This is a genomic window from Bacillus rhizoplanae, from assembly GCF_917563915.1.
Taxonomy (GTDB): Bacteria; Bacillota; Bacilli; order Bacillales; family Bacillaceae_G; genus Bacillus_A; species Bacillus_A rhizoplanae.
The window spans coordinates 55,231-80,657 of record NZ_CAKJTI010000004.1 but is presented as its reverse complement, the minus strand read 5'-3'; the positions used below and the strand labels follow the sequence as shown (position 1 = coordinate 80,657).

The window sequence follows — 25,427 nt, the reverse complement described above, 5'->3', positions numbered from 1 at the left end:
CTACTATATTGGCGACAAGCATTGGAAAAAGATTCAGGAAAGGACGAGATAAATATGTTAGTTATAAATGCAGCTGAACAAAGAAGTTTAGTAGATATGAATGAAGTAATTGAACACGCGGCGATTGCTTTACAAGAGTTTTCTGCAGAAAGAACGATCACTCCGATTCGCTACTCTTTGCCATTTGCGAATTCGCAAAATACCGCATTAACGATGCCTTCTGTAGCTGAAGACCTTGGTGCACTTGGATTAAAAGTAGTAACAGTAGCTCCCAATAACCCTAAAATAGGAAAGAAAACAATCAACGGGGTTGTCATGCTATCAGATTTTCAAACAGGAGAACCGCTCGCCCTTTTAGAAGGATCATATTTAACGATGATTCGAACAGGTGCCTTATCAGGTGTAGCAACAAAATACCTAGCTCGTCAAAATGCGAAAAACTTATGCATCATCGGTACAGGAGAACAAGCGAAAGGGCTTGTTCAGGCCATGCTCGCTGTGCGAGATATTGAAAACATTATGCTTTATAACCGAACAGAACAAAAAGCTACCGAGTTCGCCGAGTATATAAAGGAGAAATTTAATAAACCTGTCCGCATATACGCAGATGCGAATGAAGCAGTACGCGAGGCAGATATCGTTGTCACGACAACAAACTCCTTAACACCAGTTTTCTCAGACACATTAAAACCTGGTGTTCACGTAAATGCTGTCGGTTCATTTAGACCGACGATGCAAGAGCTGCCATCTCATGTCATTTCCTCAGCTAATAAGGTAGTAGTAGAATCAAAAGAAGCAGCACTAGAAGAAACCGGTGACTTGCAAATCCCAATACAAGAAGGACTTTTCAAAGAAAGCGATATTCACGCAGAACTCGGACAAATTATAAGCGGCGAACGAAATGGAAGGGAAAGTGATCAAGAAATTACCGTATTTAAATCTGTCGGATTAGCCGTTGTGGATATTGTGGTGGCGAAGTATTTTTATGAAAAGGCTATCAAGAATAAGGTGGGGACTAGGGTTGAGTTGTGAATGATAGACAACCTAAACAGCGAAGAAAGTGTGGTAGTTTTACTTTAATTAAAAGATTACAAAAAGAGGACTGTCTATTGATAGTCCTCTTTTCATGCTTTATTCAAAATGGACTCCACTTCTATCAAGAAGTTTACATCCAGTGCCATACTTAGGTTTTAGTGCCCCTTTAAAGGAATGCTTGTCTAATTCAGGAAACGCTTTTTGCCATAATGTAAAAACGTTATGGAGTTTACGATTGCCCTCTTTATCTGTTAAATGAACAACATGAAAACCGTATTCATCTTTACATCTAACCATGGGTCTTTGTTCTCTTAATGTTATGATTTTCCCTGTTTCTGTAATTTCGTATAGACCTTCGTATCCTATGATGCTTTTTCTTCTTTCTTGCATAATAAAACGCTCCTTTAAAAACATTTATCTTCATATAAAAACATATCATAGGGTACAACGCTACGATAGAAAAAACGGCGAAGTTTTATATAACCTTAGCGTAGTGCATATTTTCGAAGGTTTAAATACTCATGACAGAAATGATAGTTGTTAGGGTTTAAATTTGGTTCTTTAGACAAATAAGATGTTTTCTTTGAAGGAGTTTAGATAAAATGGGGATAGATTCCCTTATTTGTTAACAATACATATTGGTGGTGCCAAACATGGACTATAATTTTGAAGTTTTATCACTTTTAGATCATTCATTTGAGTTTGAGAAGCTGCATAGTAAGTTGAATCGTTTTAATCCTTTTAAAATATTAAGGGTAGATAAATTTGAAATTCGGCATTCGAATATAATTTCTTGGCTGCTTGATCCAAATGGTAATCATAATTTAGGGGCTTTTTTTATAAACAAGCTACTCTCTAAAGTATTTGTAAAAGCAGAAAATGAAAATTTAATCGGTAAATATGACTTCATTAAGTTACATAAACAAGCTCTGCATGATTTGGAAGTTCTTCGTGAAGTGCAAACAACGGATAATAAACGCATTGATATTTTAGCTGTATCAGAGTCACAGAAGATTGTAATCTTGATTGAAAATAAATATAAGTCATCAGAATCAGATGGGCAATTACAGAACTATTTAAAATTTGTTCATCATACATACGAAGGTTATACGATAGTTCCAATATTTTTAAGTTTGGATGGTATTGCTCCAAGTCATTCAGATTATTTTATTTTAGATTACGGAGATATATTGAACATATTAAAAGCATATTTGGAAATTAACAGTACCTATATTTCTAATTCGATTCAAGACTTTCTTTATTACTACTTAGATGTATTAGAAGGTGAACTTGTTCGAGATGAAGAAGACGTTGAACTGGCAATGAATGTGTACAAAAAGCATAAAGATACAATTGATTTTCTATTTGTGGGTAATTCAGGAAAGACGTTAGGAAAATCTGCTCATAGTGCAATGTTAAACATCATTGATCAGTTGAATCCAGGGGAGCGCGAGTCTTTCCGGAAAATATATGCCGCTCATGCAGAAACAATTAATTTCGTATATGAAATAGGGAATAGTGTAATGAGAGAAGCATTCTTACAATTTGTTCATCAAAATAAGATTCCCAACACTTGTTATCGTGAACATATTCGCATCCCTTCTTTTATTTTCCCGGAATGGAGACAGCTTGATGATGTTCTAGGAACGCCAAAAGGAGACTGGTGGTTAAATAATGCTCTTGTTATATGGTTTGAGAAAAAAGCAGAAGACCGGATGAAATTAATTATTGAAGTAGGTCCCTTAGAACATGAAAAAAGATTACAGTTATTAAACAAATTAGAAGAGAACGGGATACCTATTAAAGGAAGATCGAAAGAAGCTGAATCTATGTATACTAGAATTTATGCTGCAAATGAAGAAATTTACAATTGGACAGATAAAGATGAAATTCTTCGTAAAATGAACAAAATGTATAATAGCAATGGTTTTAATGAAGTAATTTCATCAATAGCTCAGGCAATAACAAGTATCGTATATGAGGAAGATACTGAGGAAAACGAAATTTCTAATTCTGATTACATACAAAGTAATCAAGTCGATAAGGGTACTTTAGCTGCTGCATTTCAATTGTTTGTTACACAACATAATCTGCAAGAAGAATGTTATAACATACATCACAGACTGCCATCGTTCATTATGCCAGAATTCCGGCTACTTGAAGAAAAATTCGGAGTACCGCAATGGAATTGGTGGTTAAACAATTGCTTTATCATGTGGTTTGAACGCCTAAAAGACAACCGATTAAAATTTATTATAGAAGTAGGTCCACTGGAATCTTATAAAAGAATCGCGTTACTCACAAAACTTGAAAACAAAGGCATGAAAATCAGTGCACGAGCTAAAAATCCAGATGCCTCTTATACAAGAATTTATACAAGTACAAGTAATATTAATTATTGGTCGGATACGAGGGAAATATTAGATAGTATGAATGCGTTATTTGATGAAGAGGAATGCCAAGGTGTTATAGGTTTGTTGATGGATATGGCAGACGAGTGAGGTGCTTGGTGTTCACATAAGTTCTGTCGGTTCATTCAGACTGGTGATGCAAGAACTACCATCTCATGTCATTTCCTTAGCTAATAAAGTAGTAGTCGAATCAAAAGAAGCAGCACTAGAAGAAACCGGTGATCTCCAAATCCCAATACAAGAAGGACTTTTTAAAGAAAGCGACATTCACGCAGAGCTCGGACAAATTATAAGCGGTGAACGAACTGGTAGAGAAAGCAATCAAGAAGTTACCGTATTTAAATCTGTTGGGCTAGCCGTTGTGGATATTGTAGTGGCGAAGTATTTTTATGAGAAAGCTGTTGAGAATGGGGTAGGGACTAGGGTTGAGTTGTGAATCGTGGAGGGCAGATTTCATCGTCTGAATGATGAAGCTTGAAAAAATAGGTTGATAGAGGGATAGGTGAAACTCCAACTTGGTGGAAGCAAGTTGGAATTTTTTTATTAAATTTTTTTGTTTTATAGGGTAAAGCTCCATACCAATCAAGTTAAGATTTGATGATACTTCCCAAAACGAAAATCTTGTTACTGAATTCTTTAGTAATTACCAAACTGGTCTTAGGTATGCAGAATTACTTGGACTTACATGCGATAATATTAATTTTAATAATCAAGAAATTAGCGTAGAGAAAACTTATGAATATCACACTCATTCTAGATTTGGTGATTTGAAAACAATTAGTTCAAAGCGAAATGTTTATATTGATGAAACCACTTTAGATATACTAAAAATGCATCAAAAACAGCGATCAGAACTATTTGAACAACATAGAATAGTTAATCCTCTAAATTAAATTTTCTATCATTATATCCATGGTATCATTTCGAATAACTCTGTAAACAAAACATTGCGTACAGCGCTAAAAACTCTAAATATTTCTCCCTTAATAACTATGCAGAGGGCTCGTCACACATACGGCAGTATATAAATTTATCAAGGTATAGATATATTGGTAGTAACTGAAATATCAGGTCATAAAGATACTTCCACAACAATGAAAGTATGTCTACATGTAATTAAAGAACTTAGAGATAAAAATAAAAAAAGCTATAAACCTTATTACAAAACATTTATATTATTAAAAAAGGAACGGACTTAACTCTATAAAAGGTTAAGTCTGTTCCTTTTAATTAACCTGAATATTAAACCATATTTATTTTTTTATACTAATTAATCTATTTTTTAGTAACGTTTTTTTACATTCTTCTAAGGTGTCTATCGCTTTAAGTGAATTTCTAGCTTTAGAACTCAAAACTACTTTAATAAAATAATTGATTAGTGACTCAGTATTCTTATATTGCTTACTATCCCATTCACCAGAAAACTTTTCTATAAATTCATATAATAAATCAAATTGTCTATATACATAATCCGATCTTTCTTTACGCATTCTAATGGCTGCTAACCATAATGCTTGGACTCTTTGTAATACATCAAAGGACTCAGTTCTACTATTAGAGAATATACATTTACTCAATAAATATCTTCCATATTGAGTATCAATTTGATAGGTATTAAAGTTATTGGCTTTTTTTGCTAATTGATACGAATTACCGAAATATTCCTCAGCTCTTCCATAATAGTCAGTATCTATACAAGCCATTGCATACTGTAACCAGAAAAAAATATTTCCTTTATACTCTTTAAAACCTCTTAAACTTTCATATAAGGATAATATCTTCAGATTAATATCCTTTTCGCTTTGTCTTTGTGTTTGAACAATTATTTCTCTAATATTGGATAAAGAGATTAACTTGCTTCTGACATTTTTACATTTCTCATCATTTAATATTTCTGCATTTTGAGCAATTTTATTAACAACTTTAATTACATCTGAGTTGAGGTCGTTAGAGTTCAAAATATATTTTGATAATATTGAAGATTTCATTCTTATTGTATTATCTGTAATACTAATAATCTCTTGTAGCTGTTTATCCCTTATTAATGTAGCAATGTTTAATCTAGAATCCAATAATAAAAAAATCTCATCAACTTTTAAGTTTAGTTGGCATGCATTGTTAATTATAATAGTGATAAGTATATCTTTAAATGATTGATTATTTAAAATCGGTAAGATAACTTCGTTTAACTTATCTTGAATATTTTTTGATTTAATAATTGCTATGAGTACATTAACAAGATTAGATCTACAATCTTGCTTCAAAAATCTAATTATTTCTTCATCTTTTTTTCCGAAAATATCTGTATAATTTCTTTCTTTTAAATATGTACATAATTTTAGAATTTCATTATGCGTTAATAAGTTAACATCAAATTCTTCAATAATATTATCTGCTGGTAATTTATCTTCTAATCTATGATATACGCTTATATTAATTGATGTTCTAGATGTCAGCAATAGTTTTAAATTATTCCTACTAATGTTAATAGCTTTAAAAATCATATCTAAAGAATTTTGGTAATCATCAATTACAATTAATGTTGGTACATCTTCTTTTGAAATTTTTTCTAATTCTAATTCCCAATTTACTTCGTAACCATTAAATTCATATACATTGAATTTCCCTGTTAATTCATATGATAGTTGTTTAGACAATACTGTTTTTCCGTTACCTAAAAAAGAATGAATAATGGCTATTTTAACGTTCTTATTATCTAATGACTCAATTATATTCTTGGAAACATCTCTTCTTATTAGATATTTGTCAGTGTCTTTATAGAGATAAAGTAGCAATTCATCAACGTCACCGTTAACAAGAAGTTGCCACATTTTATTTTCATCTATACTTTCATATTCTAAATTAAAATTGGTAGAAACCTTAGAAAAACTTAAAAATTTCATATCCTCTCTTAAGGGTTTAAAATTGTTATTAATTTCTCTTACTTTCTCAGAAAAACCCTCAAGCCCAATCGAATAAATTTCACCAAAAGTCTGTTTCTTACTTCTTTCTACAACAGATAGTTCTTTATTTTTCCGCTCAATAAAAATCGTCTTCTCTTTGATATTTGGAATATTAAATAATAATCTTTGGATATCAATATCATATTTTAAAGATGTACCGATAATAACAATTACTTTAGCAGTTTTAATATCATGATCAAACGCTTCTTTAGCTTTACTTGCTATAAAATCTGTCATTAAATAACTTCTTGAAGTTAGTTTAAATTCACTATCTAATCTCTCAGGTGACACAGTTCTTACATAACCATTTAAATGTACAATACACTTTTCTTTAAGAATTTCTTTCACAGGTGAATACATAGTAAAGGATTTAATTTTATAATTATTGCTAAATTCAACAACATCATCGTAATTAGTAGTATAAATTCTCTTCCATGGTAAGATAGAAATTTCTTTCTGTTCATCTGTTACAATTTTCGTACTAAATGCATTTTGAACTAAACGTATTAAGTGTATTTTTCTTTGCAATAAATCTTCAGAAGATGTTGATTGTTGTAAATAGATATCTGAAATTACATCAAGTGAATCAGTTTCGCCTAATTCCATTTCTTTAGCTAAATCGTCACTAAACATTTGAGCATCTGACATATTTCCATCCATAACATTAGTTGCTTCCCTTGAAAATCCAGCACCTAAAAATAATACTCCATCCCCGTTCAATATATACTTAATAGCTTCATTTAAATCCAATTTCAACCACCTCCACCTAAAATTATAATATACTTAAATTTTTCTATAAATAACCTTTTAAAAACTCACATAACTAAATCATTATGGAAGTCGCCTTTTATCATTTTATATCTTTTTCAGAGAGCTGAAATACGCTTGCATTTATAGTAAGACAAACTAATTTATAGGTATTTTTCTAATTTTCTATTGAAACTGGTTTGGATTAAAATTAAAGTTTATTTTTTGATTTTTAATTCCTAACAGTTTAATAGGTGATTCCTATGTTATCTCATCTAGATAAAAAGTGATTAGTTTGTACTATTAATAACACTAGCTATGTAAGTATTATTTAACCAGTAGCATTGCTTCGTAATTTGCTTTCCGTCAGGTAATGTTACTTTATCCGACCCGTCTTTACCTTTTGGCCGTATGTGTGCGACGCCGTTAAAGTTACTCTTTGGTAAATTATTTGTTTCGACCTTTTTATCGCCGCGTTTCTTATACTGAATTTGAATTCCTTCTTTTATCACTCTGTTAACTTCTTCCCATAGTTGTTTCATTTCAGTTTCTATTGTATGGGCAGGCATATTCCAAAGTTTGATTCCTTTTAAATAAAGTTCACGTTTTGGGTTTTCATTTTTTGTTTGTCTAAATTCAAAAACAACAAATAAAAATTTTGTTTCATAAAATCTTTCACGTAAATAACTTTCTTCCCATGATTCATTTGTCCACTGATTAAAATCAATATTTTCAAATGACATGCTTTGTTCAGGTTTACCACTTGGCTCTAAGCGTAGTGTTTTAAATTGTATATTTGCTTTAGCAAACTCTTCAATGTCATCAAGACGTGTACCTTTAATACCTAATAAGGAGCTTACTAAGGACGGAACGAAGCTCTTAGATTTAGGTTTGTAATCCACAGATAATTTTTGGGCAATTTCTTTATCAGTCAATCCTATATATGATTCAAATTTAGAGTAAAGAATTTCTTCTAGAGATTTGCTTTTTAACTCGTTTGCATTTGTGAAGCTTATTAGTTCTTCATTTTGAATATATCTGCGTACCAGTGCCGTCATATAAGACGGTTTTAATGAAAATGCTCGTTGCATTGCTGGTATTTCGGAATAAGGTTGGGGACGAAGAGAATTCTTATTTGATCCTTTTGTACAAGCTCCTAAATAGTTTGTATCCCCTTCGGATAATTCATGTGCTTTTCCAGAGCGAATTTTGGTTACGATTGTTTCCCAATCTTGTTTAATTATTTCTAAATCAGCTTCTGGGTATGTGAAAAGCACACTTTTTGTAATATGAAAATCTTTACGGTCTACATCTGCTAACCATTCATAAAACATAAGCAATAGTTTTTCGTTTTTCTTCCAAAAGCTTGATGCCTCAAAGTGTGTATCAACTTCTTCCATGTAGTTGATAATATTTAAAACTAAACGCTCTTTAGCTGATAAGGAACCATTCTTATTTTGTTTAAATGGAGTTACTTTTAGTTCAACGCCAAGGTGTTTGAAATCAGCTTCTGCTTTTGAGTTTATTTCATATCCGAAAAAACTTTCTTCTACTACTTGGCCAAGACCACCTTTTGATTTTGTATTTGCCAATCTGTTAGTAAGGTCAATTTCCCCGAATGTTTTTCCTTCTGCTTCTTTAGCTTTGTGCATTAGTTCTTCTACTGTAGTAAATTCCATTGTGAACTCCTTTCCAATATGAAATGTTTTATTTAAATTAATAGATATTTTATACGAAACAATATGTATAAAATTATGCTATAATGAAAAGCTGTTTTTTATTTTTTATAACTGTTATATCAATAATATAAAAAGGAAATATGTGTATATAATAATTTTTATTTTCGATCTATGCAAGAAGCTTTGTTTCGTTTATAATGTTCCTAAACAAAGCACTAGTGTTCTTATGTATACAATATTAAGAGAAGATTGTCTTTCCTTGTTTCGGACAACATTATAGTTGATCTTTTCCTCACTTTTTATTATAATGAAGCATAGGTAAATAAAATACCGAAAGGATGTTCGTGTATTTATGATGAAAGTAGTAGAACTTTTTGCGGGAGTAGGAGGTTTTAGATTAGGTCTTGAAGCAAATGAAGACTTTGAGGTTCTTTGGGGAAATCAGTGGGAACCGTCTACTAAAGCACAACATGCATATAATTGTTATGCAACTCACTTTGAAAATAAAGGAATACATGTAAATGAAGATATAGCTAAAGTTTGGCAAGATATACCTGAACATGATTTGTTAGTAGGAGGTTTTCCTTGTCAAGACTATTCTGTAGCACGTACTTTATCGAACGAACAAGGAATACAAGGAAAAAAAGGTGTTCTTTTTTGGGAGATTATGAACATTGTTAATAACCGTAAGCCTAGGTTTGTTTTATTAGAGAATGTGGATCGATTATTGAAGTCACCTGCGAAACAAAGAGGCCGTGACTTTTCTATTATGTTAGCGAGCTTCCATGATGCAGGTTATACGGTAGAGTGGCGAGTGATTAATGCTGCAGATTATGGATTCTCGCAAAGAAGAAGAAGAGTATTTATTTTCGCTTATTTAAACGAATCGCATTTTGCTTCTGTTCAAAATGGGAATGAATTGTTAGAAATCTTATATAAAAATGGATTCTTTGCACCGATATTTAATGTACATGAAGCGCCTCTGGAGAACAAAAAAAGAGGACAATATACTTTGCCAAGTGACATTGTAGAAGTGTCGGATACGTTTAAAGCAGAATATTATAACGCTGGTGTAATGAGAAATGGACAAGTATATACTGAAGAAGTTCTTCCAGTAACTGAAGAACCTGAAACATTAGGTGAAGTTGTTCAAAAAGCATATGAAAACTTTGGACCAGCTGATGAATCTTATTATTTAAAAATGGATAAGGTGAATAAAAAAGGTCGAACAGAGTTTGAAGAGCTTCAGTATTTGAAAGGTCCGAAAAAAGAAGAAAGAGTATCAAAAGCAACTGGACACAAATATTTCTATTCTGAGGGAGGTATGGCCTTCCCGGATGATTTAGAAAAACCAGGCCGTACAATGTTAACAAGTGAAGGAACATGTAATAGAAGTTCCCATGTTATTGAAGATCCATATACAAGAAGACTAAGATATTTAACTCCTGTGGAATGCGAATTACTGAACGGTTTTCCTATGGATTGGACAAACACAGGTATGCCACAGAGAAACAGATATTTCTGTATGGGTAATGCACTTGTTGTTGGATTGGTGGAACGAATGAGTAAACGGATTTTAGAAATCAATAAAGAAGAGGAAGAAATGGGTGGTTGGGTACAACTAAGTTTACTTTAAGAATTTATAATGGGTTCTTATAAAGAGAGTTGTACCTCCTGCAAAATAGAAAATTTTTTAAAATAGGCTGATTTTGTATCAATACAGAGTCAGCTTATTTGTATTTCTTAAAATAATATAGGATGCTTTGAAAAATAATAATCCCCAGTATGACTACTATTTACCATAAAAGTCGATAGATTAAAGGTAGATAAAAAAGCTTACCATATCGGTAAGCTTTTTTATTAGATTAAGGCATTATTCTACAACAAATCTTTAATTTGTTCATAAATATATTCTTTACTTAACCACCAAGCTTGTTTTGTCATATAATCATCTGTAAAATTTTCTTTTTCACTCTCTGGTCGATTTATCCATTTTGCTGGGTGAGGTAATTTCCTAGAATTATTCGTTAATTGCTTTTTAGGAATCCCTTTAACTATTACTTCTTTATAGTATTTCAATCTGTATTGAGCAACTTGGGCATCGGGGCGAAGATGTAAAACATCTTCAAGAGATGGTTTAATGAAATTATTATTTATTCTGATTTCATTATTTTCATTTTTGGTAAAGGTTAGTTCAACACCGTTTTTTAGTTTTTCTACCTCCGTTTTCCAAACTCTTTTTACTGGCCCATCTATATCAAGGATTGGCATATTCCAAAATTTAGCGCCTACAAAAATAATATTCTCAGGGTTTGTTTCGTACGAATCTCTACCTTTTTTCTTTTTATTAAAATCATTAAAGACTAGTAGTAGAAATTTTTTTCTTTCTAAGAAATCATAAACTCTTGATTCCTCCCAAGATTCGTTAACTAGTTCAAGAAATGAAGGAATTCCCATAAATTTAAAATGTTCTTTTGGTTGCCACTTCCTTAAAGTAACCGTTTTTAAACTAATTTCTGCTTTTTCGATTTCTTCTGATGTGACTTCATCTGTAGTGGTTGGCAAATTAAGAATTCCACGGATTATCATGTTATTAATATTTTTTTGTGACTGACTTTTACCTACTTTGATACCAAGTTTTTGAATCAATTCACTTTGTTTCATACCGTAATAGGGAGTAAAGCGGGAGACAATAATTTCCTCAAGAGTTTTCTTTTCTAGCTCGCTAACATCTTTCACAATACTATTAATTGCTTCGGTATGGTCTTGTCCAATAATATGATTATTTATGAGTTCATTAATGAATTTTGATTTAAATGAATAGGCTCTAGGTTTTGCAGGAACATCTGTATGCTTCTGTTTTGTAAAATCATCACCAGTTGTTGACTTTGTACATGCTCCTAGATAATTTGTAAGCCCTTCTGATAATTGTTCAGCTTTACCAGAGTTAATATATTCGGATATTTTTTTCCAGTCTTGCTTGATGATTTCTAAATCTTTCTCAGGTATTTCTATTACAGTGTCTTTAGGCAAGTCAAAATCTTTTAACTCTGTCATTGAAAGTAGATTCGCATATAATACTCGAAATTTTGTCTTATCTTCAATCATTTCTCCGCTAGAAATTTTTTTCTTATGCGAGACATCACGTCTATAATATTGAATTAATTCAATTAGCTTATTCTTATGCCAAAATGAGCTTTGTTCAAATGATTTACCATATTCATTTTGGTAATTAATTTTATTTAAAACAAGTCTCTCCCCAGCAATAAATTTTGTGACTTTTCTCTTTTTAACATTTTTTGTTTGTTTATCTATGGGGGTAACTTTTAATTCTACACCAGCTTCTGGAAAATCTGGTTCGGCGTAATTATCTGCAGGGTGGTCAAACCAGACTTGCTCTATTACATTGCCTGGATAAGATTTATTTTTCACATTCATAGTGTTCTTTACATCAATTTCTCCAAGCGTCTTTCCAACCGCTTCTAATGCTCTTTTATGTACTTTTTCCTTAGTATTATAGACACTACTCAAATCAATCCACTCCTCCAATATAACGAACAACAATTGTTAATTATAGTATATCAATGACTTTGATAATGTTGTAGCCGAAGCAACATTTAAAATCATTAAGACGGATTTTGTAAAAGGAAGATACTTTGAAAGCTTAGAACAATTAAAATTGGAATTAGATGATTATGTTCATTAACCATTTTAGAATTCATTGAACACTTGGATACCTAAGTCCACTTGAATATAAAATGGGACACTTTAAAAAGTTGTCTAGTTCAGAGATGATAAACCACTTTTTTACAATTTTGGGATATATGTCTTTAGTATAAAGGAATTAAAAAAAGTTGCCTAGATTAAACTCTAGACAATTCTACCCTATCTTCACATATATTATTAGTTTCTACTTCCATTATTCTTTGTCCCATTTTTTCAATTAATCCTACAACCAATGCATTCCCCATACAGAAGTACCTCATTTTGAGCATGAGTTCAGTACTGTACCGAGCTCATGCCTTTTTTGTGATATAGTAGAACGAATTCTAGGTAATGTCTTGAGCGATGCGTATATACACCTAAAAAAGCCGGTAATAGATCCTAATCAACACCTACAATATCATTAAATTTTAACCGCAATGTAAACCCAAACAAGTCTTGAAAAAATACCATTCTTGTTTGACGTGCAATTACTTTTGTAATGACTGTTTCATGTAGAATCTGTCCGTTTTGGTAATAAGAAATCATAATTGTTTTTTGTAATTTCATTGATTCAAGTAGTGCTCTTTCGATTTCTTCTTTTGTATCTTGTGTAATAATAGGGCATGGTATTTTCGTCTGTTCTTCAACGATTTGTTTTATACCAGCGAATTGCTCCGGCATTGACGCAAACGGCTGCCATTTCACCATTCCACGCCCTTTAATTTTCGGTACTCCTGTATTGTTCATGCTTTATGTCCTCCAATAAGCGTATTTCTGTATCTTCCTGTTGCTTCAGAAGTATAAGACACACCTCGTAAAATGCTATTCTTACCGAACCGTGTTCGTATTTCATCCATCGTTCTGGCTAGTATAATTTCTCTTTCTCTCATTCGTATGTCGTCAAAAAGACTAATTTGTTCTTCACCTTCGTTCACTAAATTAGTTAGTGCAATGCTTATTGTACGAATTGGTTCCCCTGTATGGAGTTGCTTTAAAAACATTAAACAAACACGGTATATTTCTAAAGTTAAATTTGTAGGTCGTTCTAATGTACAAGACTTTTTGAATCCGCCTAGATAGTCTTTGCTATAGCCAATGGAAAACTGTATAGTCCTTGCTAATTTTCCTTTTCTCCTCAATCTATAACAAACTTCTTCGGTATGTTCTAAGAGAACTGGCTGAACTTCATCTATTTTATAATCTCGCATGAGTATTTGACTTTTACCGATTGAAGTCTCATTCGGTATATATTTTTCAGAAATTAGACTAAAATCAATGCCATTACTATGTAAATGAAGTTCTTCTCCAATGATACCGAATGATTCCTTTAGGTACTTGATAGGATAATGGGCCAGATCACCGATTGTATGTATACCTTTTCGATTTAACTTCGCTTCTGTTTTACTCGATATTCCCCAAAATTTGCTGAGTGGACGGATTGGCCATAGCTTTTCCGGCACATCGTCATAACTCCAATATGCGATCCCGTCAGTGTTCTTTTTCGCTTCCACATCAAGAGCAACTTTACTCATTAATACATTAGGACCGATTCCAATTGTGCTATCAATACGTGTCTTATGATATATTTCTCTTTTGAACTTCATAGCAAATTCGTATGGAGTTCGTGCGAACAGATGTAAACTTGCTGTAACATCCATAAAGAATTCATCAATAGAATATTGGTGAAAATCTTCAAAAGTAACGTATTGTAGAGCTAATTTGGTTATGTAATTCGAACACCTTATATAAGTATCCATTTGTGGATTGACAATAAGCACGTCGTACCGCCGTGGAATCTCATATAAACGACTCATCTTTTTAACCCCTATTTTTTTGAGAGGAGGGGTTGCAGCTAACACAATCGACCCTTGCCTATTCACATCGCCAACAACAGCTAGTTTTGTACGCAGCGGATCGAAACCCATTTTGATGCAGGAAACGCTAGCGTAAAAACTTCGGAGGTCTACACATAAGATGTTCCGTTTTGGTAAAAGAGAATAGTCATACAAAGCAATCACTCCTAAGAAAAAGAACGTTTGTTCTTATTATATACGAACTTATGTTCTTTTAGAAGGAGTAATTTTGTTTATTTTCCATTTGACAATACATAAAAAGTAAATTTAATTATTGTTAATGGGAAATTTATACTATATTTACATTTCGTTAAATTTAAAGTGCTAAAATTTTACATGTAATAGAGGGGCTACAGTAAAGGAGAGAAGAAAATGAAGCAGTTGGCGAAGTGTAAAATATCTGTATCAGAAGGACAGGAGTTAATACAGCATATTGCAGAAGTGAAGCGTGGTCATAATACATATTATTTCGAAATTAATAAAGCGATTGATTACATTTCGGTATATTTTATCGATAGGGCAAAGCGTAGATTCTCAATCGCTAGTGTCGAGAAAATGCTCACAACAATACCTAACGAGATAGAACGGAAGCGGTATCGGAATATCATAGCTGATGCGAGTTGGTTATTGCTAGATGGAATACATGATTTTCGTGGTATGACGAAAGAAGAGCAAGCAGCGTTTCTTTTTTTTTAAGAAAACGTATTAAATGACATGGCAATGGAGTTAGAGAAAGTAAACGTATAAGTAAAGTAAAACCGTCTGCAATGGCGGTTTCTTTTTTGAGATTTCCACTTATTATTTTATATTTTTTATAAAACAGAGATATAAAATGACGCAGAATACTATTCTACTGTCGATTTGAAACAAAGTCGTACCGTTTTGAAAAAAGTTTAACCGTTTATAAAAAAGATGAATCGGCATTATCTACACTTTGTTTTTTCTTATTGCACTAACGGGCAAGTCTAACTAGCTATCAAAGATATATGTTAACATTTAGCTGAAGAATCTTTAAATTTAAGGAGATTTAAATATGGAAATGATAAATAAAATTTTAAGCGATTTTGCTAAAGTTAATGCGGGACAACAAGTGAGTAATTATTATGAGCTTATTCTTTTATCAGAAAATAAGCAGGAAGGTATATATGAACTTGCAGAAAAGGCTACACACGCTACTAATAATGACACAATAGAACTCATACAGTTGAAAGAATGGGAAAAAGATTTCCTTATTTGCCAATACCCTGATGGGGAAGCAGTTTGGTTTGGAACAATACCACATGGATATGATTTAAATGGATTGACATCGAAGGAATATATAATAGAACAGTTATTGAATGAATTCGAACAAGAAATAGAAGAAGTTTATTGGGTTAAATTAGATACAGAAAATTATTATGCATGCTGTTATGAAGAATATATGTTTAAAACGAATAGGGGCATTTATTTTTTTAGTATGCAAGTACACGATTAAAAACATAAAATATTTTACATACATAAAAACAAGACTTCTACATAATTTTTAAGCAAACTTTTATATAAAAAATATATCTTAATCTGTTGTAGAAGAATCCATTTTGATTAATCTTTTTTCAAAATGGATTCTTTTTATGTGTTATAAAATAAGGATTTATAAACTATTTTCAGTCAGATTTTAATTCAAAGCTACATCTATGTCATAATAATTCAAGCCTTAGAATGCTCTGTTCTTAAAAACGCTATCTCTTTTTGTATAAGCACACCAAAGGGATAGCGCGGCCATCATATTTAAAGTATGATACAAGCCAATGAAATGATATCATCGTAAATCTTTATTATTAAACAATAAGAACTCCACAGAAAGAGATCTATTAAAGTTGAAAATATATCCAGCCTCTAAAACTATGCAATGAGTTATTTATCCATTGCCGAGGCGTTTGGCGGAGATGGTGACAGGCTACAACAGAGAGACTGTGTAGAGGACGGGGAAACTATCATATGTAACACAGTTAAGTGCTTTGAGGAGGTACAAAAAAGAAAAAATAATATACAATAATTGGAGTTTTTTTGTGAAACCCTCATTTTTTCATATGGTATAATTTTCATAGTTTAGTAAGTAATGAAGAAGTCCACAAACTTTTGAACAAACTCTGAGAGACTGGACAGAAAAGTATAGAGAGGATCCAAGCGATGGGACAATTTCAAAGTAATTTTCAAACGGCAGAACAAATCGCGACGCAAATGGGGACAGCTGCTGATACGATTCAAAGTGCGACAAATAGATCCATAACCAAGTCGGAACGTACAACGTTATCTGTCAACTCCAAAGCACAAGAAGCCAATCAACAAACTTTAGATTTAACCAAACAATTTTATGCCGCCTTTCAACAAGGGGTTAACAACATTCATTCTGTAGCCCAAGAGTTTGAGCGTATGGATAACGAACTTCAAAAGAATTTTAATGGTTCTCCTTTTATGAAAGACCCTTTAGCCGATATGACAACCTACGCGAACGCGAAAAAGTAGGAGGGTAAAGATGAGTCAAGATATCGAAAAACAAATCAATCAACTGAATTACAAATTAAGAAGTCTATCTGAAGAACAATCTCAAAATCAACACGCTATTCAAAAACAAGAACAAACGGAAGCAGATTTTTATGAATGGAAAGGTCAGAGCTATCGTCTATTTGACCGTATATTAGAAACTTGGCATAACGATAGAGAACTAGGACAATTCTTTCATAATCTGCGTCAAGATGCACAACAAGTTGAACGAAAGCTTACTCACGAATTGGAGGACCAAAAAGAGACGTTGCTAAATGAGAAACGAAGCCTGAGTAATTTAGAAAATGACCTTTACCACCAACGCCAAAAATTAGCACAGGAGGTGAAGTCATGAGTTTAAATATGTATCTAGGGGAAGTGCGAACCCAATCGCAAAGTATGAATGCTTTTTGCGTTGCCACTATTCAAGGAATGGAACAAGCCATCAATTCGATTGACGCTTTTGTTGGCGATGCAGTTCTTCAAGGGCAAACTTATGACAGTGCAAAAACATTCTTTGCACAAACCTTCCGTCCCTTAGCGCAAGGGATTATTTACTTGTGTGAAGAATTAATTCGTCAAAATAATGCCTTTCCAAATGATTTTCAATCACAAGTAGCTTCAACAGATGTTATTGAACAAGAAATACTAGAACAAATTCGAGAGATTGAGCGAACGAAAGCAGGTATTGAAGTAATTAGTAGCACCCTTCCAGGCATGCAAGTTATGGTGAATATTTTTGATGCGATGAAACGAAAGCTTCAAGAAAAGTTAGAACATCTGCATGAATTCAATTATACTTCTAGTAGTAATTATGATACAGCACTCCAACTAGCTGCCAGCATCGCTACAGGTCTTGCGGAAGTTCAAAGTGGGAAAGGTTTTAATGCCGCAAGCGGTACATTTAGCGTACAAGAATTGAATATGGATTGGACGGCGCCTATTCAAGAAATTATAGAAAATAAAGCTCGTGAAGCTGAGAAACTTAAAACTGAAATGAGTGATAGTAATTCTGAAAAATCCCTATTAGAGAAAATCGGTGATGGTATTTGGGATGGTGCAGGACAAGCTGTTGGGGATATTGTAGAAGGATTCAAATCACTAGACGATACAGTAACAAAAGAGAACATTAAGTATGCTATAGGTCACCCCATAGAGACGGTTTCTACTATGTGGAATGCCTTATCAGATTCATTTATTAATGATGTAATCAATGGTGATGCTGAGAGTTGTACAAGATGGATAACGTATAATTTTATGGGACTTGGATTAGGATGGATGGGGGATAAAGGCGCTAGTAAGGTCTCTACGCTAGTAAAAGGTACAAATTTCACAAAGGTAACTGAAATCACTGCACCACGCTTACACCAAACTTTTACAAGTTTAACTAATGATTTAAACATAGAAAATCGACTTGCTTTTGCTGATACCAACGGACTTAACTTAAGGTCTTTTGATTATTCTACTTTTAACGAAGTAAAGGATACTTTTTTATTCTTCGATAAATATAAGTCCCATCCTAATTCTATTTATAAAAATAATGGTACCGTTGAACATATCTTTCATGGGAATATAAATAGCAAAGGGAGCGCTGGTGGTTATCATCATGTGAGTATGATGGGTGAAGGAGAAATTTTAAATATCACAAAACAACCTAATAAATATGGTGTATATGAAGCGAAGGTTACGGTGAATGGAGTAGTAAAAGTACCAACTTCCACGTTTTTTCCAGACGAGTGGAGTAGAGTAGAAGTCTTACAAGCAATTAAAGAAGCTTATAACAATAAAGTATATACAGGAAGAAAAAATAGTTATATTGGTACAACATCAAACGGTATGAAAATTACAATGTTTATTGACTCAAATGGTCGTATTATTTCTGCTTTTCCAAAATATTAATAAATGAAAGGATAGTTTTTTTTATGAAATATACATATGAATTTTTTAAAGGACCTTTTAATGTCCTAATGATTAAACTCCCAAAAGAAATCGAAATAGTTTCAGAGTTATTAGAGAATGATGTTCATGGTAAAGAGTGGATAGAAGAACTTAATAAAGTTTTGAGTGGTGAAGTGAATTCTCTAGAATTTGGAGGAAACTCTTGTGATTTGGAAGTTAAACCAGATTTCACAAAAATTACCCACCGGTATGTGGAAGATGAAGAGAATACTTGCGAAATTGAAACGATTGAATTAAAGAACTTGATGTTAGTATGGTTAGCAGAGTATGAAAATTACTTACAAAACCGTAATTCCAACTAGTGTAAGGTATTTATTAAAGCCGACTCCTCGTCAGGAATCGGCTTTTCTTCATTATTTCACAATGAAGTATCTATTTTGTCAAAAAGTCCAACAGAAATAGTAAATAGAGACTTACAAAACGTTTTAGACTTAAAGAAAAAAGACAATGTAGATAGAGCCTTATCAACAGATTTTAATAAAAGGAGAAAATAAATATATGCTATTAAAAAATAATCCAGAAGATCCAGTTTTTCAGTTCTTAGCAGGAACCTTCCATCAAGACACATTTTATGAAGAAGCACTTCAAGAATTACTAGAAGAGGCACCAAAAGAGTATTTGCAAGATGCTATTATTTTTTTAACTGAATTTATTCAAAGCGATTATAGTAATAAAGAAAAAAATGAGTACATACGATATTCTGCAGATGGGATATATTTTGAAGGATTAGAAATAACACCATTAGAATGGCTTGAACAAACAGTTAAAACGTTAAAAAAAGCATTAAAAAATACTTAGTAAAAATCGACCGCCCATAATAGGCGGTCTTTTCGTATTAATGCACAGTTACATACGCATCACTAGCCGTAATATAAAACGTTTTCTCTTTCGAATTATGTACTTGATAATAAGAAAATGAGTAATTTTGTACATCCTTAAACAAGCGAAAGAGTGCATGTTCAAATTGACATATAAATTTGTAAAATATAAGGAGAATAAAAAGATGTTAACTAATACAAATGCAGACAAGATATTCGACAAACTAATGATAGAAGGTGAGACTTATGTTCATTACTTTTACGTTATGAAAATGGCATCTCCCTCTGAATACTTAGCTTACGGTTTTGGTGCAATTGGCTCAAATTCACATTGCCTTGCAGGGTTCACAAATAAGAGAATCTTGCTAATAGAGTTAAGTCCTGCAACTGGTAATGCTACTGGAAATATTGCTCACTTAGACTTAGATGAAGTAGAGAAAGTAAGTGTAAAGAGAGGTATCCTTAAATCCAATGTCACTGTAAAGTTAAAAGAGGACAAAGGGATAATCGAAATGAAACCGAATAGTTTCACAGTTGGTTTATCAAACCATAAAAAGAGCTTAGTTAAGTTAGAAGAATTGTATGGTAAATAAAAAGTAATTGAGGATACGATTAATATATATAGAAAAAGCTTATATCGGAATTAGAAAAAATTAAAGACAGAACTAACAAACTACTAGAATGCTAGTAGTTTCATGTTGTTGAAAAATGTTTGTCGCGTAATAGAAAACAGTAAGAACAAGTAGTGTTAGGGACTGGGTTGTAATTAACCTAGTCCTTTATTTTGGCCTTTTAGTTTGTAAAGATGAATAGAGAAAGAGGTATTTATTCGGCATGAATAGCAAAACTTTGGGAACAGCTCTGTTTTTTTATTTGGATATTAATAAAAATAAATATATATAATGTTAGTCTTGTTAAAAAATGCTATTATTCTCTATGTAATATTGTTATTCATATAAATAATAACAAATAAATTGAAGGGTGTGATTAAAATGATCAGTGACTTTAAAAAAGCGGCCTTATCTTCATTAAAAGGTAGATGGGGATTGGGAGCAGGGGCATCGTTTCTGTATTATGCTATGTCTGGTATTGCTATGTTTATTATAGGATTTCCACTTTTTCTACTGGGCATCTTATTAAGTGAAACAATGAATGCTAGTGCTTCGATTACAGGAGAAGAGACGTTAAATGCAGTAGGCGCTGTTTCTTATTTATTTACTTTCGCTATTATATGTATTGTTTTAATAGGTGTACAAAGCATTATGACTTATGGGTATTTTAATGTTACATTACGTTTAGCGAAAAAAGAATCTACTACAATTGATCATTTATTTGAAGGGTTTCGAAAAAAGAATGTATTTAAATCTATAAAGCTAGCTGTCTTAATGGGTGTATACGTATTTTTATGGAGTTTATTGCTAATTGTTCCCGGTATTATAAAATGTTTCTCTTATTCTATGGCTTACTATATCATGTTAGATCATCCAGAATATACGGCGAGTGAAGCGCTTAAAAAGAGCCAAAAAATGATGAAAGGACATAAATTAGATTTATTCATACTATCTTTAAGTTTTATCGGATGGTTTATTTTAGGGGCTATTATAGGAATTTTCACATTTAGTATCCCGTTTCTTTGGATCTATCCATATTACATGACGACAGTATCGCATTTCTACTTGAATTTAGTAAATAGAGATACAGGTATGGAAGAAAAGACCGTTATCTAGAAAGAGAATATTGTTTGTTTTATATCTCTATACGATGACAGTATAATTTATGAAGAAATTTCAAAACTAAAAAGTAACCTATTCATGCAAAAGAAGCTTTCTCCAAAAGGTCGTTATGCAACGACCCTTTGAGAAAGCTTCTTCTATTTAATCTCACGAAGCATCCGCACCTTCAAACTGACTATTATAAAGCGAAGCATAGAAACCATCACCTTTTTAGGGATAGCGTCACATCGCTATCAAGCTACGACTGTATTAGGAAAGTTATAGAAGAATTTTTTTATTTTTTATAAGGGAAATATTCTAAGCTTCAATTCATCAGATTGAATGTGAAAAAGAGCCAAATCTGTCATAAATGTTTCCGTAACGCATTTATTTAATATGATAAGTGCTTTTTGGAGGTGATGTATGTCAGAAGAAAATGAAATTCTACGTGCTGCTGCATTAGATCCAAGTTCGATTGGTCCTACTTTACCTCCAGTTCCACCATTCACGGTCCCTACAGGCCCAACAGGAATAACTGGTCCAACGGGCCCGACAGGTGAAACTGGCCCGATGGGGGCGACAGGCCTAACAGGAATAACTGGTCCAACGGGACTGACAGGTGAAACGGGAGCAACAGGTGGAACTGGACCGACAGGTGAAACTGGTCCGATTGGGTCAACAGGCCCAACAGGAATAACAGGTGAAACGGGCCCGACAGGAGAAACGGGAGCAACAGGTGAAACGGGCCCGACGGGAGCAACGGGAGCAACAGGTCCGACAGGAGAAACGGGAGCAACAGGTGAAACCGGTGCAACGGGCCTGACAGGTGAAACAGGAGCAACTGGTCCAACGGGACTGACAGGAGAAACGGGAGCAACTGGTCCAACGGGAGCGACAGGAGAAACGGGAGCAACAGGTCCAACGGGACTGACAGGAGAAACGGGCTCGACAGGTCCAACGGGACTGACAGGAGAAACGGGAGCGACTGGTTCAACGGGACTGACAGGAGAAACGGGAGCGACTGGTTCAACGGGACTGACAGGAGAAACGGGAGCGACAGGTCCAACGGGCCCGACAGGAGAAACAGGAGCAACAGGTGAAACGGGAGTAACCGGTCCAACAGGAACAACAGGAACAACAGGAGCAACTGGTCCAACAGGAATAAGCTGTATTATAACTGACCCGAATAATGGATGTTCTGTAGCTGAAGGAAGTAATACTATTGCAAATGGATTTGCCTCACATGCTGAAGGATGTAATTCCAGCGCAAATGGAGAATGTTCCCATGCGGAAGGAAGGCAAACTGTTGCTAATGGAATCGCTTCTCATGCTGAGGGAGGAACTCCAGATATTACTTTATTTCCAGCTCCACAGGCGTTAGGAGATTTTTCGCATGCCGAAGGAGTTGCTACAAATACAACAGTCGGTGGAGCTGCATCCCATGCGGAAGGTTTTAATACAACAGCTAGCGGACCTGCTTCACATGCTGAGGGATCAGAAGCAACAGCTAGCGGAGCTGCATCCCATGCAGAGGGTTTTAATACAATGGCGAATAATGGGGCTGCCCATGCCGAGGGATCAAGAACAATAGCCAGTGGAGGATCTTCCCATGCTGAAGGTGGCGGTACAACGGCGAGTGAATCTTTTTCACATGCCGAAGGTCAAAATACAACAGCAGGTGGGAATTCTTCGCATGCCGAAGGAGACACTACAATAGCGAATGGAGCTGCATCCCATGCGGAAGGATTTCATACAAATGCCAGTGGATCTAATTCACATGCCGAAGGTCAAAATACAACAGCAGGTGGGAATGCTTCACATGCCGAAGGAGACAGTACAACAGCGAGTGGATCTGCATCCCATACGGAAGGCCAAAATACGTCTACAGGAGCATTGGCAACTGCTGCTCATGCGGAAGGAGTTAATACAGTCGCCAATGGATTTGCTGCACATACAGAAGGAAATGGTACACAAGCAAGTGCAGATCATTCCCACGCTGAAGGGCAACAAACAATTGCAAGTGGAACTAACTCTCATGCCGAAGGAGAAGGGAATACAGCAAGTGGAAGAGCTTCTCATGCTGAAGGCGGTGGTGTTGATCAAAATGGTAATGCAGCATTTTCATTAGCGAGTGGATCTAGTTCTCATGCTGAAGGAGTGAATACGACAGCTAGTGGGTTTGCTTCTCATGCTGAGGGTGGGACTTCTGATATTACAGTCAATCCAGGCTCACAAGCAACAGGTGATTTTTCTCATGCAGAAGGTGTTAGTACAATAGCTGGTGGTTTTGCATCACATGCCGAAGGTCAACTTACGAGAGCGAATGCGCTTAATTCCCATACTGAAGGTTTTAGTACAACCGCCAACGGGCAAGCTTCCCATGCGGAGGGCATATCAACAAGTACAGATATAAATGCAAATGGTGCCCATGCCGAAGGGGTTTCTACTAACGCTTTAGCTCAGGGGAGTCATGCCGAAGGATCAGGTACAACGGCAAGTAGCGATTCTTCCCATGCCGAAGGAAATAATACAACGGCAAGTGGATTTGCAGCCCATTCCGAAGGTAACGGTACAACCGCAAGTGGAACTTCTTCCCACGCAGAAGGAACCGGTACAACGGCGAGTGGAACTTCTTCTCACGCAGAAGGAACCGGTACAACGGCAAGTGGATTTGTGGCCCATACCGAAGGAACCGGTACAATTGCCAGTGGGGATTCTTCCCACGCAGAAGGTAGCGGTACAAAGGCAAGTGGATTTGCGGCCCATGCCGAAGGATCAGGTACAATTGCTAGTGGGGATTTATCTCATACTGAAGGATTGGATACAACAGCAAATGGTTTCGAAGGAGCCCATATTATGGGTAGAAATGGAGCTGTTAATGCTACAGATGGGGACCCAACTTATTCGTGGAATGTAGCTTTCGGAGCAGTACCTTATGATGTTACAGGTCTAGTTGGAAAACTTCTAAATAACGGAAATATGTTCATCGATGGAGCATATTTAACTCCAGCTGGTGATTACGCAGAAATGTTTGAAACAGCCGATGGAAACTCGATTGATGTTGGCTATTTCGTTACTGTATCGACAGAAGATAAAATTCGAAAGGCCACTTCAAATGATCTGTTTATTTTGGGAATAACAAGTGCAACACCAGGTCTGTTAGGAAATAGTGGATGCTTACGTTGGCAGGGAAAATATCTGACTGATGAATGGGGACGAAGAAAATACCATGAAGTTACCCTTCCAGCTCAAAGAGATGGAGAAGGAAATATAATCATCCCAGAAAGAAAAATAATGCAGCCTATACCCAATCCGGAATGGAATCCTTATGAAGAGTATATCTCTCGTGTAAATCGTCCAGAATGGGTACCTGTCGGATTAATTGGTCAAGTACTGGTTCGAGACGATGGGACTTGTGAAACCCATGGATATTGTTTGTCAAATGATGATGGAATTGCAACAAAATCGGAGAAAGGGTATTTTGTGTTAAAACGTACAGGTCCTAATCAAATTCTGATTTTGGTTCGTTAGGGAGCGAGCATAGTGTATTTATTTTAAATGATCTTTTAACTTGATGGATGTGTGGTGCTACCCATAATCATCAAGCTAATACTTTGAATTATCCCCAAAACAAAAAATTTATATCTCTATAATTATTTATGAAAATTCAGCTCATTTTTTTCGTTTTGGGGATTACTAATTGAATACATTATACTTTTTCATAAATTTGAGCGTAAGCAATTTTGACATGTTGACGTAATTGTTTATTTTCTTCTTCCAATTTCGATATTTTACGTCTTAATGTTTCAATGATAGCATCTTTGTTACTTTCATTCATTTCACGTTTGATTTGTTTTGGAGAGAATATTTGAGATTGTTGTTGTCTTAATGCTTCAATACGCTTGCGAATCTCTATAACGTTGCTTTTGTTACGCTAGATTCAGTAGAGACACTATTAAAATTAATTTTCTCATTCATTTGTGTTAATTTTTCTATGGCATTATCTACTTTTAAGAAGTAGA

At 34.2% G+C, this 25,427-nt stretch carries 18 protein-coding genes and 4 pseudogenes; 15 read left to right on the top strand and 7 right to left on the bottom strand.

Annotated features, from left to right (window positions below; all coding sequences use genetic code 11):
* Nucleotides 1-54: 54 nt before the first annotated feature.
* Nucleotides 55-1,032, top strand: a complete 978-nt coding sequence (locus LRP84_RS05925) for an ornithine cyclodeaminase family protein (RefSeq protein ID WP_230574231.1) — start codon at nt 55-57, stop codon at nt 1,030-1,032.
* A gap of 99 nt (nt 1,033-1,131) precedes the next feature.
* On the opposite strand, the gene LRP84_RS05920 is transcribed toward LRP84_RS05925, so the two are convergent.
* Nucleotides 1,132-1,425, bottom strand: a complete 294-nt coding sequence (locus LRP84_RS05920; RefSeq protein WP_230574230.1) for an NUMOD4 domain-containing protein — start codon at nt 1,423-1,425, stop codon at nt 1,132-1,134.
* Between the two features lie 263 nt (nt 1,426-1,688).
* Here LRP84_RS05920 and LRP84_RS05915 point away from each other — a divergent pair, with 263 nt between their 5' ends.
* Both LRP84_RS05915 and LRP84_RS05910 read left to right on the top strand, forming a co-directional pair.
* Nucleotides 1,689-3,536 carry a PDDEXK-like family protein gene (locus LRP84_RS05915; protein ID WP_230574229.1) on the top strand — a complete coding sequence of 616 codons (1,848 nt, stop codon included), beginning with the start codon at nt 1,689-1,691 and terminating at the stop codon, nt 3,534-3,536.
* A 7-nt stretch (nt 3,537-3,543) separates the two neighbouring features.
* Nucleotides 3,544-3,882: pseudogene (locus LRP84_RS05910) on the top strand (ornithine cyclodeaminase family protein); the annotation flags it as partial.
* 817 nt (nt 3,883-4,699) lie between these two features.
* Here LRP84_RS05910 and LRP84_RS05905 read toward each other — a convergent pair.
* Entirely contained in the window at nt 4,700-7,159 is a 2,460-nt protein-coding gene (locus LRP84_RS05905) for an SIR2 family protein (protein ID WP_230574228.1), read from the bottom strand.
* A gap of 287 nt (nt 7,160-7,446) precedes the next feature.
* Nucleotides 7,447-8,835 (bottom strand): Sau3AI family type II restriction endonuclease, encoded by a 1,389-nt coding sequence (locus LRP84_RS05900; RefSeq protein WP_230574227.1) that lies wholly within the window; start codon nt 8,833-8,835, stop codon nt 7,447-7,449.
* Nucleotides 8,836-9,187: 352 nt separating this feature from the next.
* Here LRP84_RS05900 and dcm point away from each other — a divergent pair, with 352 nt between their 5' ends.
* Nucleotides 9,188-10,471 (top strand): DNA (cytosine-5-)-methyltransferase, encoded by a 1,284-nt coding sequence (gene dcm / locus LRP84_RS05895; protein WP_230574226.1) that lies wholly within the window; start codon nt 9,188-9,190, stop codon nt 10,469-10,471.
* Between the two features lie 242 nt (nt 10,472-10,713).
* Here dcm and LRP84_RS05890 read toward each other — a convergent pair whose 3' ends face one another.
* Nucleotides 10,714-12,366: a Sau3AI family type II restriction endonuclease gene (locus tag LRP84_RS05890; protein WP_230574225.1), complete on the bottom strand. Its 1,653-nt coding sequence runs from the start codon at nt 12,364-12,366 to the stop codon at nt 10,714-10,716.
* A 58-nt stretch (nt 12,367-12,424) separates the two neighbouring features.
* On the opposite strand from LRP84_RS05890, the pseudogene LRP84_RS05885 reads away from it, so the two are divergent.
* Nucleotides 12,425-12,560 (top strand): annotated as a pseudogene (locus tag LRP84_RS05885) (IS3 family transposase); the annotation flags it as partial.
* 379 nt (nt 12,561-12,939) lie between these two features.
* Here the strand turns inward: LRP84_RS05885 and LRP84_RS05880 are convergent.
* On the bottom strand, nt 12,940-13,287 hold the full coding sequence (locus LRP84_RS05880) for a YolD-like family protein (protein ID WP_230574224.1): 348 nt from the start codon (nt 13,285-13,287) through the stop codon (nt 12,940-12,942).
* Entirely contained in the window at nt 13,284-14,549 is a 1,266-nt protein-coding gene (locus LRP84_RS05875) for a Y-family DNA polymerase (protein ID WP_230574223.1), read from the bottom strand. Before LRP84_RS05875 ends, LRP84_RS05880 begins: the two co-directional genes overlap by 4 nt.
* Nucleotides 14,550-14,765: 216 nt before the next feature.
* On the opposite strand from LRP84_RS05875, the gene LRP84_RS05870 reads away from it, so the two are divergent.
* The 10 genes and pseudogenes from LRP84_RS05870 (at nt 14,766) to LRP84_RS22425 (ending at nt 24,936) form a co-directional block, all read left to right on the top strand.
* The gene (locus LRP84_RS05870) at nt 14,766-15,089 is read left to right on the top strand and encodes a hypothetical protein (protein WP_230574222.1); all 324 of its coding nucleotides are present in this window, start codon (nt 14,766-14,768) and stop codon (nt 15,087-15,089) included.
* A gap of 337 nt (nt 15,090-15,426) precedes the next feature.
* Complete coding sequence (locus LRP84_RS05865) at nt 15,427-15,867, top strand: hypothetical protein (protein ID WP_230574221.1); 441 nt, start codon at nt 15,427-15,429, stop codon at nt 15,865-15,867.
* A gap of 695 nt (nt 15,868-16,562) precedes the next feature.
* A pseudogene (locus LRP84_RS05860) lies at nt 16,563-16,832 on the top strand (TIGR04197 family type VII secretion effector); the annotation flags it as partial.
* Nucleotides 16,833-16,908: 76 nt separating this feature from the next.
* Nucleotides 16,909-17,271 (top strand): DUF3958 family protein, encoded by a 363-nt coding sequence (locus LRP84_RS05855; RefSeq protein ID WP_230574220.1) that lies wholly within the window; start codon nt 16,909-16,911, stop codon nt 17,269-17,271.
* Entirely contained in the window at nt 17,268-18,815 is a 1,548-nt protein-coding gene (locus LRP84_RS05850) for an EndoU domain-containing protein (protein ID WP_230574219.1), read from the top strand. Before LRP84_RS05855 ends, LRP84_RS05850 begins: the two co-directional genes overlap by 4 nt.
* A gap of 23 nt (nt 18,816-18,838) precedes the next feature.
* The gene (locus LRP84_RS05845) at nt 18,839-19,177 is read left to right on the top strand and encodes a hypothetical protein (protein WP_230574218.1); all 339 of its coding nucleotides are present in this window, start codon (nt 18,839-18,841) and stop codon (nt 19,175-19,177) included.
* Nucleotides 19,178-19,373: 196 nt separating this feature from the next.
* Complete coding sequence (locus LRP84_RS05840) at nt 19,374-19,673, top strand: contact-dependent growth inhibition system immunity protein (protein ID WP_230574217.1); 300 nt, start codon at nt 19,374-19,376, stop codon at nt 19,671-19,673.
* Nucleotides 19,674-19,878: 205 nt separating this feature from the next.
* Nucleotides 19,879-20,286, top strand: a complete 408-nt coding sequence (locus tag LRP84_RS05835; RefSeq protein WP_230574216.1) for a PH domain-containing protein — start codon at nt 19,879-19,881, stop codon at nt 20,284-20,286.
* A gap of 399 nt (nt 20,287-20,685) precedes the next feature.
* Nucleotides 20,686-21,420, top strand: coding sequence for a DUF975 family protein (locus LRP84_RS05830; RefSeq protein ID WP_230574215.1), 735 nt, complete (start codon nt 20,686-20,688; stop codon nt 21,418-21,420).
* Between the two features lie 408 nt (nt 21,421-21,828).
* Entirely contained in the window at nt 21,829-24,936 is a 3,108-nt protein-coding gene (locus tag LRP84_RS22425; protein WP_302850574.1) for a peptidase G2 autoproteolytic cleavage domain-containing protein, read from the top strand.
* Nucleotides 24,937-25,114: 178 nt separating this feature from the next.
* Here LRP84_RS22425 and LRP84_RS05815 read toward each other — a convergent pair.
* Nucleotides 25,115-25,422, bottom strand: a pseudogene (locus LRP84_RS05815) (DUF6262 family protein); the annotation flags it as partial.
* Between the last annotated feature and the right edge of the window lie 5 nt (nt 25,423-25,427).

Bases quoted from the DNA above. Each gene is read 5' to 3' on its own strand.
- LRP84_RS05855 (WP_230574220.1), top strand. From the start codon at position 16,909: ATGAGTCAAGATATCGAAAAACAAATCAATCAACTGAATTACAAATTA.
- LRP84_RS05900 (WP_230574227.1), bottom strand. From the start codon at position 8,835: ATGGAATTTACTACAGTAGAAGAACTAATGCACAAAGCTAAAGAAGCA.
- LRP84_RS05845 (WP_230574218.1), top strand. From the start codon at position 18,839: ATGAAATATACATATGAATTTTTTAAAGGACCTTTTAATGTCCTAATG.
- LRP84_RS05830 (WP_230574215.1), top strand. From the start codon at position 20,686: ATGATCAGTGACTTTAAAAAAGCGGCCTTATCTTCATTAAAAGGTAGA.
- LRP84_RS05850 (WP_230574219.1), top strand. From the start codon at position 17,268: ATGAGTTTAAATATGTATCTAGGGGAAGTGCGAACCCAATCGCAAAGT.
- LRP84_RS05870 (WP_230574222.1), top strand. From the start codon at position 14,766: ATGAAGCAGTTGGCGAAGTGTAAAATATCTGTATCAGAAGGACAGGAG.
- LRP84_RS05835 (WP_230574216.1), top strand. From the start codon at position 19,879: ATGTTAACTAATACAAATGCAGACAAGATATTCGACAAACTAATGATA.
- LRP84_RS05880 (WP_230574224.1), bottom strand. From the start codon at position 13,287: ATGAACAATACAGGAGTACCGAAAATTAAAGGGCGTGGAATGGTGAAA.
- LRP84_RS22425 (WP_302850574.1), top strand. From the start codon at position 21,829: ATGTCAGAAGAAAATGAAATTCTACGTGCTGCTGCATTAGATCCAAGT.
- LRP84_RS05915 (WP_230574229.1), top strand. From the start codon at position 1,689: ATGGACTATAATTTTGAAGTTTTATCACTTTTAGATCATTCATTTGAG.
- dcm (WP_230574226.1), top strand. From the start codon at position 9,188: ATGATGAAAGTAGTAGAACTTTTTGCGGGAGTAGGAGGTTTTAGATTA.
- LRP84_RS05920 (WP_230574230.1), bottom strand. From the start codon at position 1,425: ATGCAAGAAAGAAGAAAAAGCATCATAGGATACGAAGGTCTATACGAA.
- LRP84_RS05925 (WP_230574231.1), top strand. From the start codon at position 55: ATGTTAGTTATAAATGCAGCTGAACAAAGAAGTTTAGTAGATATGAAT.
- LRP84_RS05840 (WP_230574217.1), top strand. From the start codon at position 19,374: ATGCTATTAAAAAATAATCCAGAAGATCCAGTTTTTCAGTTCTTAGCA.
- LRP84_RS05865 (WP_230574221.1), top strand. From the start codon at position 15,427: ATGGAAATGATAAATAAAATTTTAAGCGATTTTGCTAAAGTTAATGCG.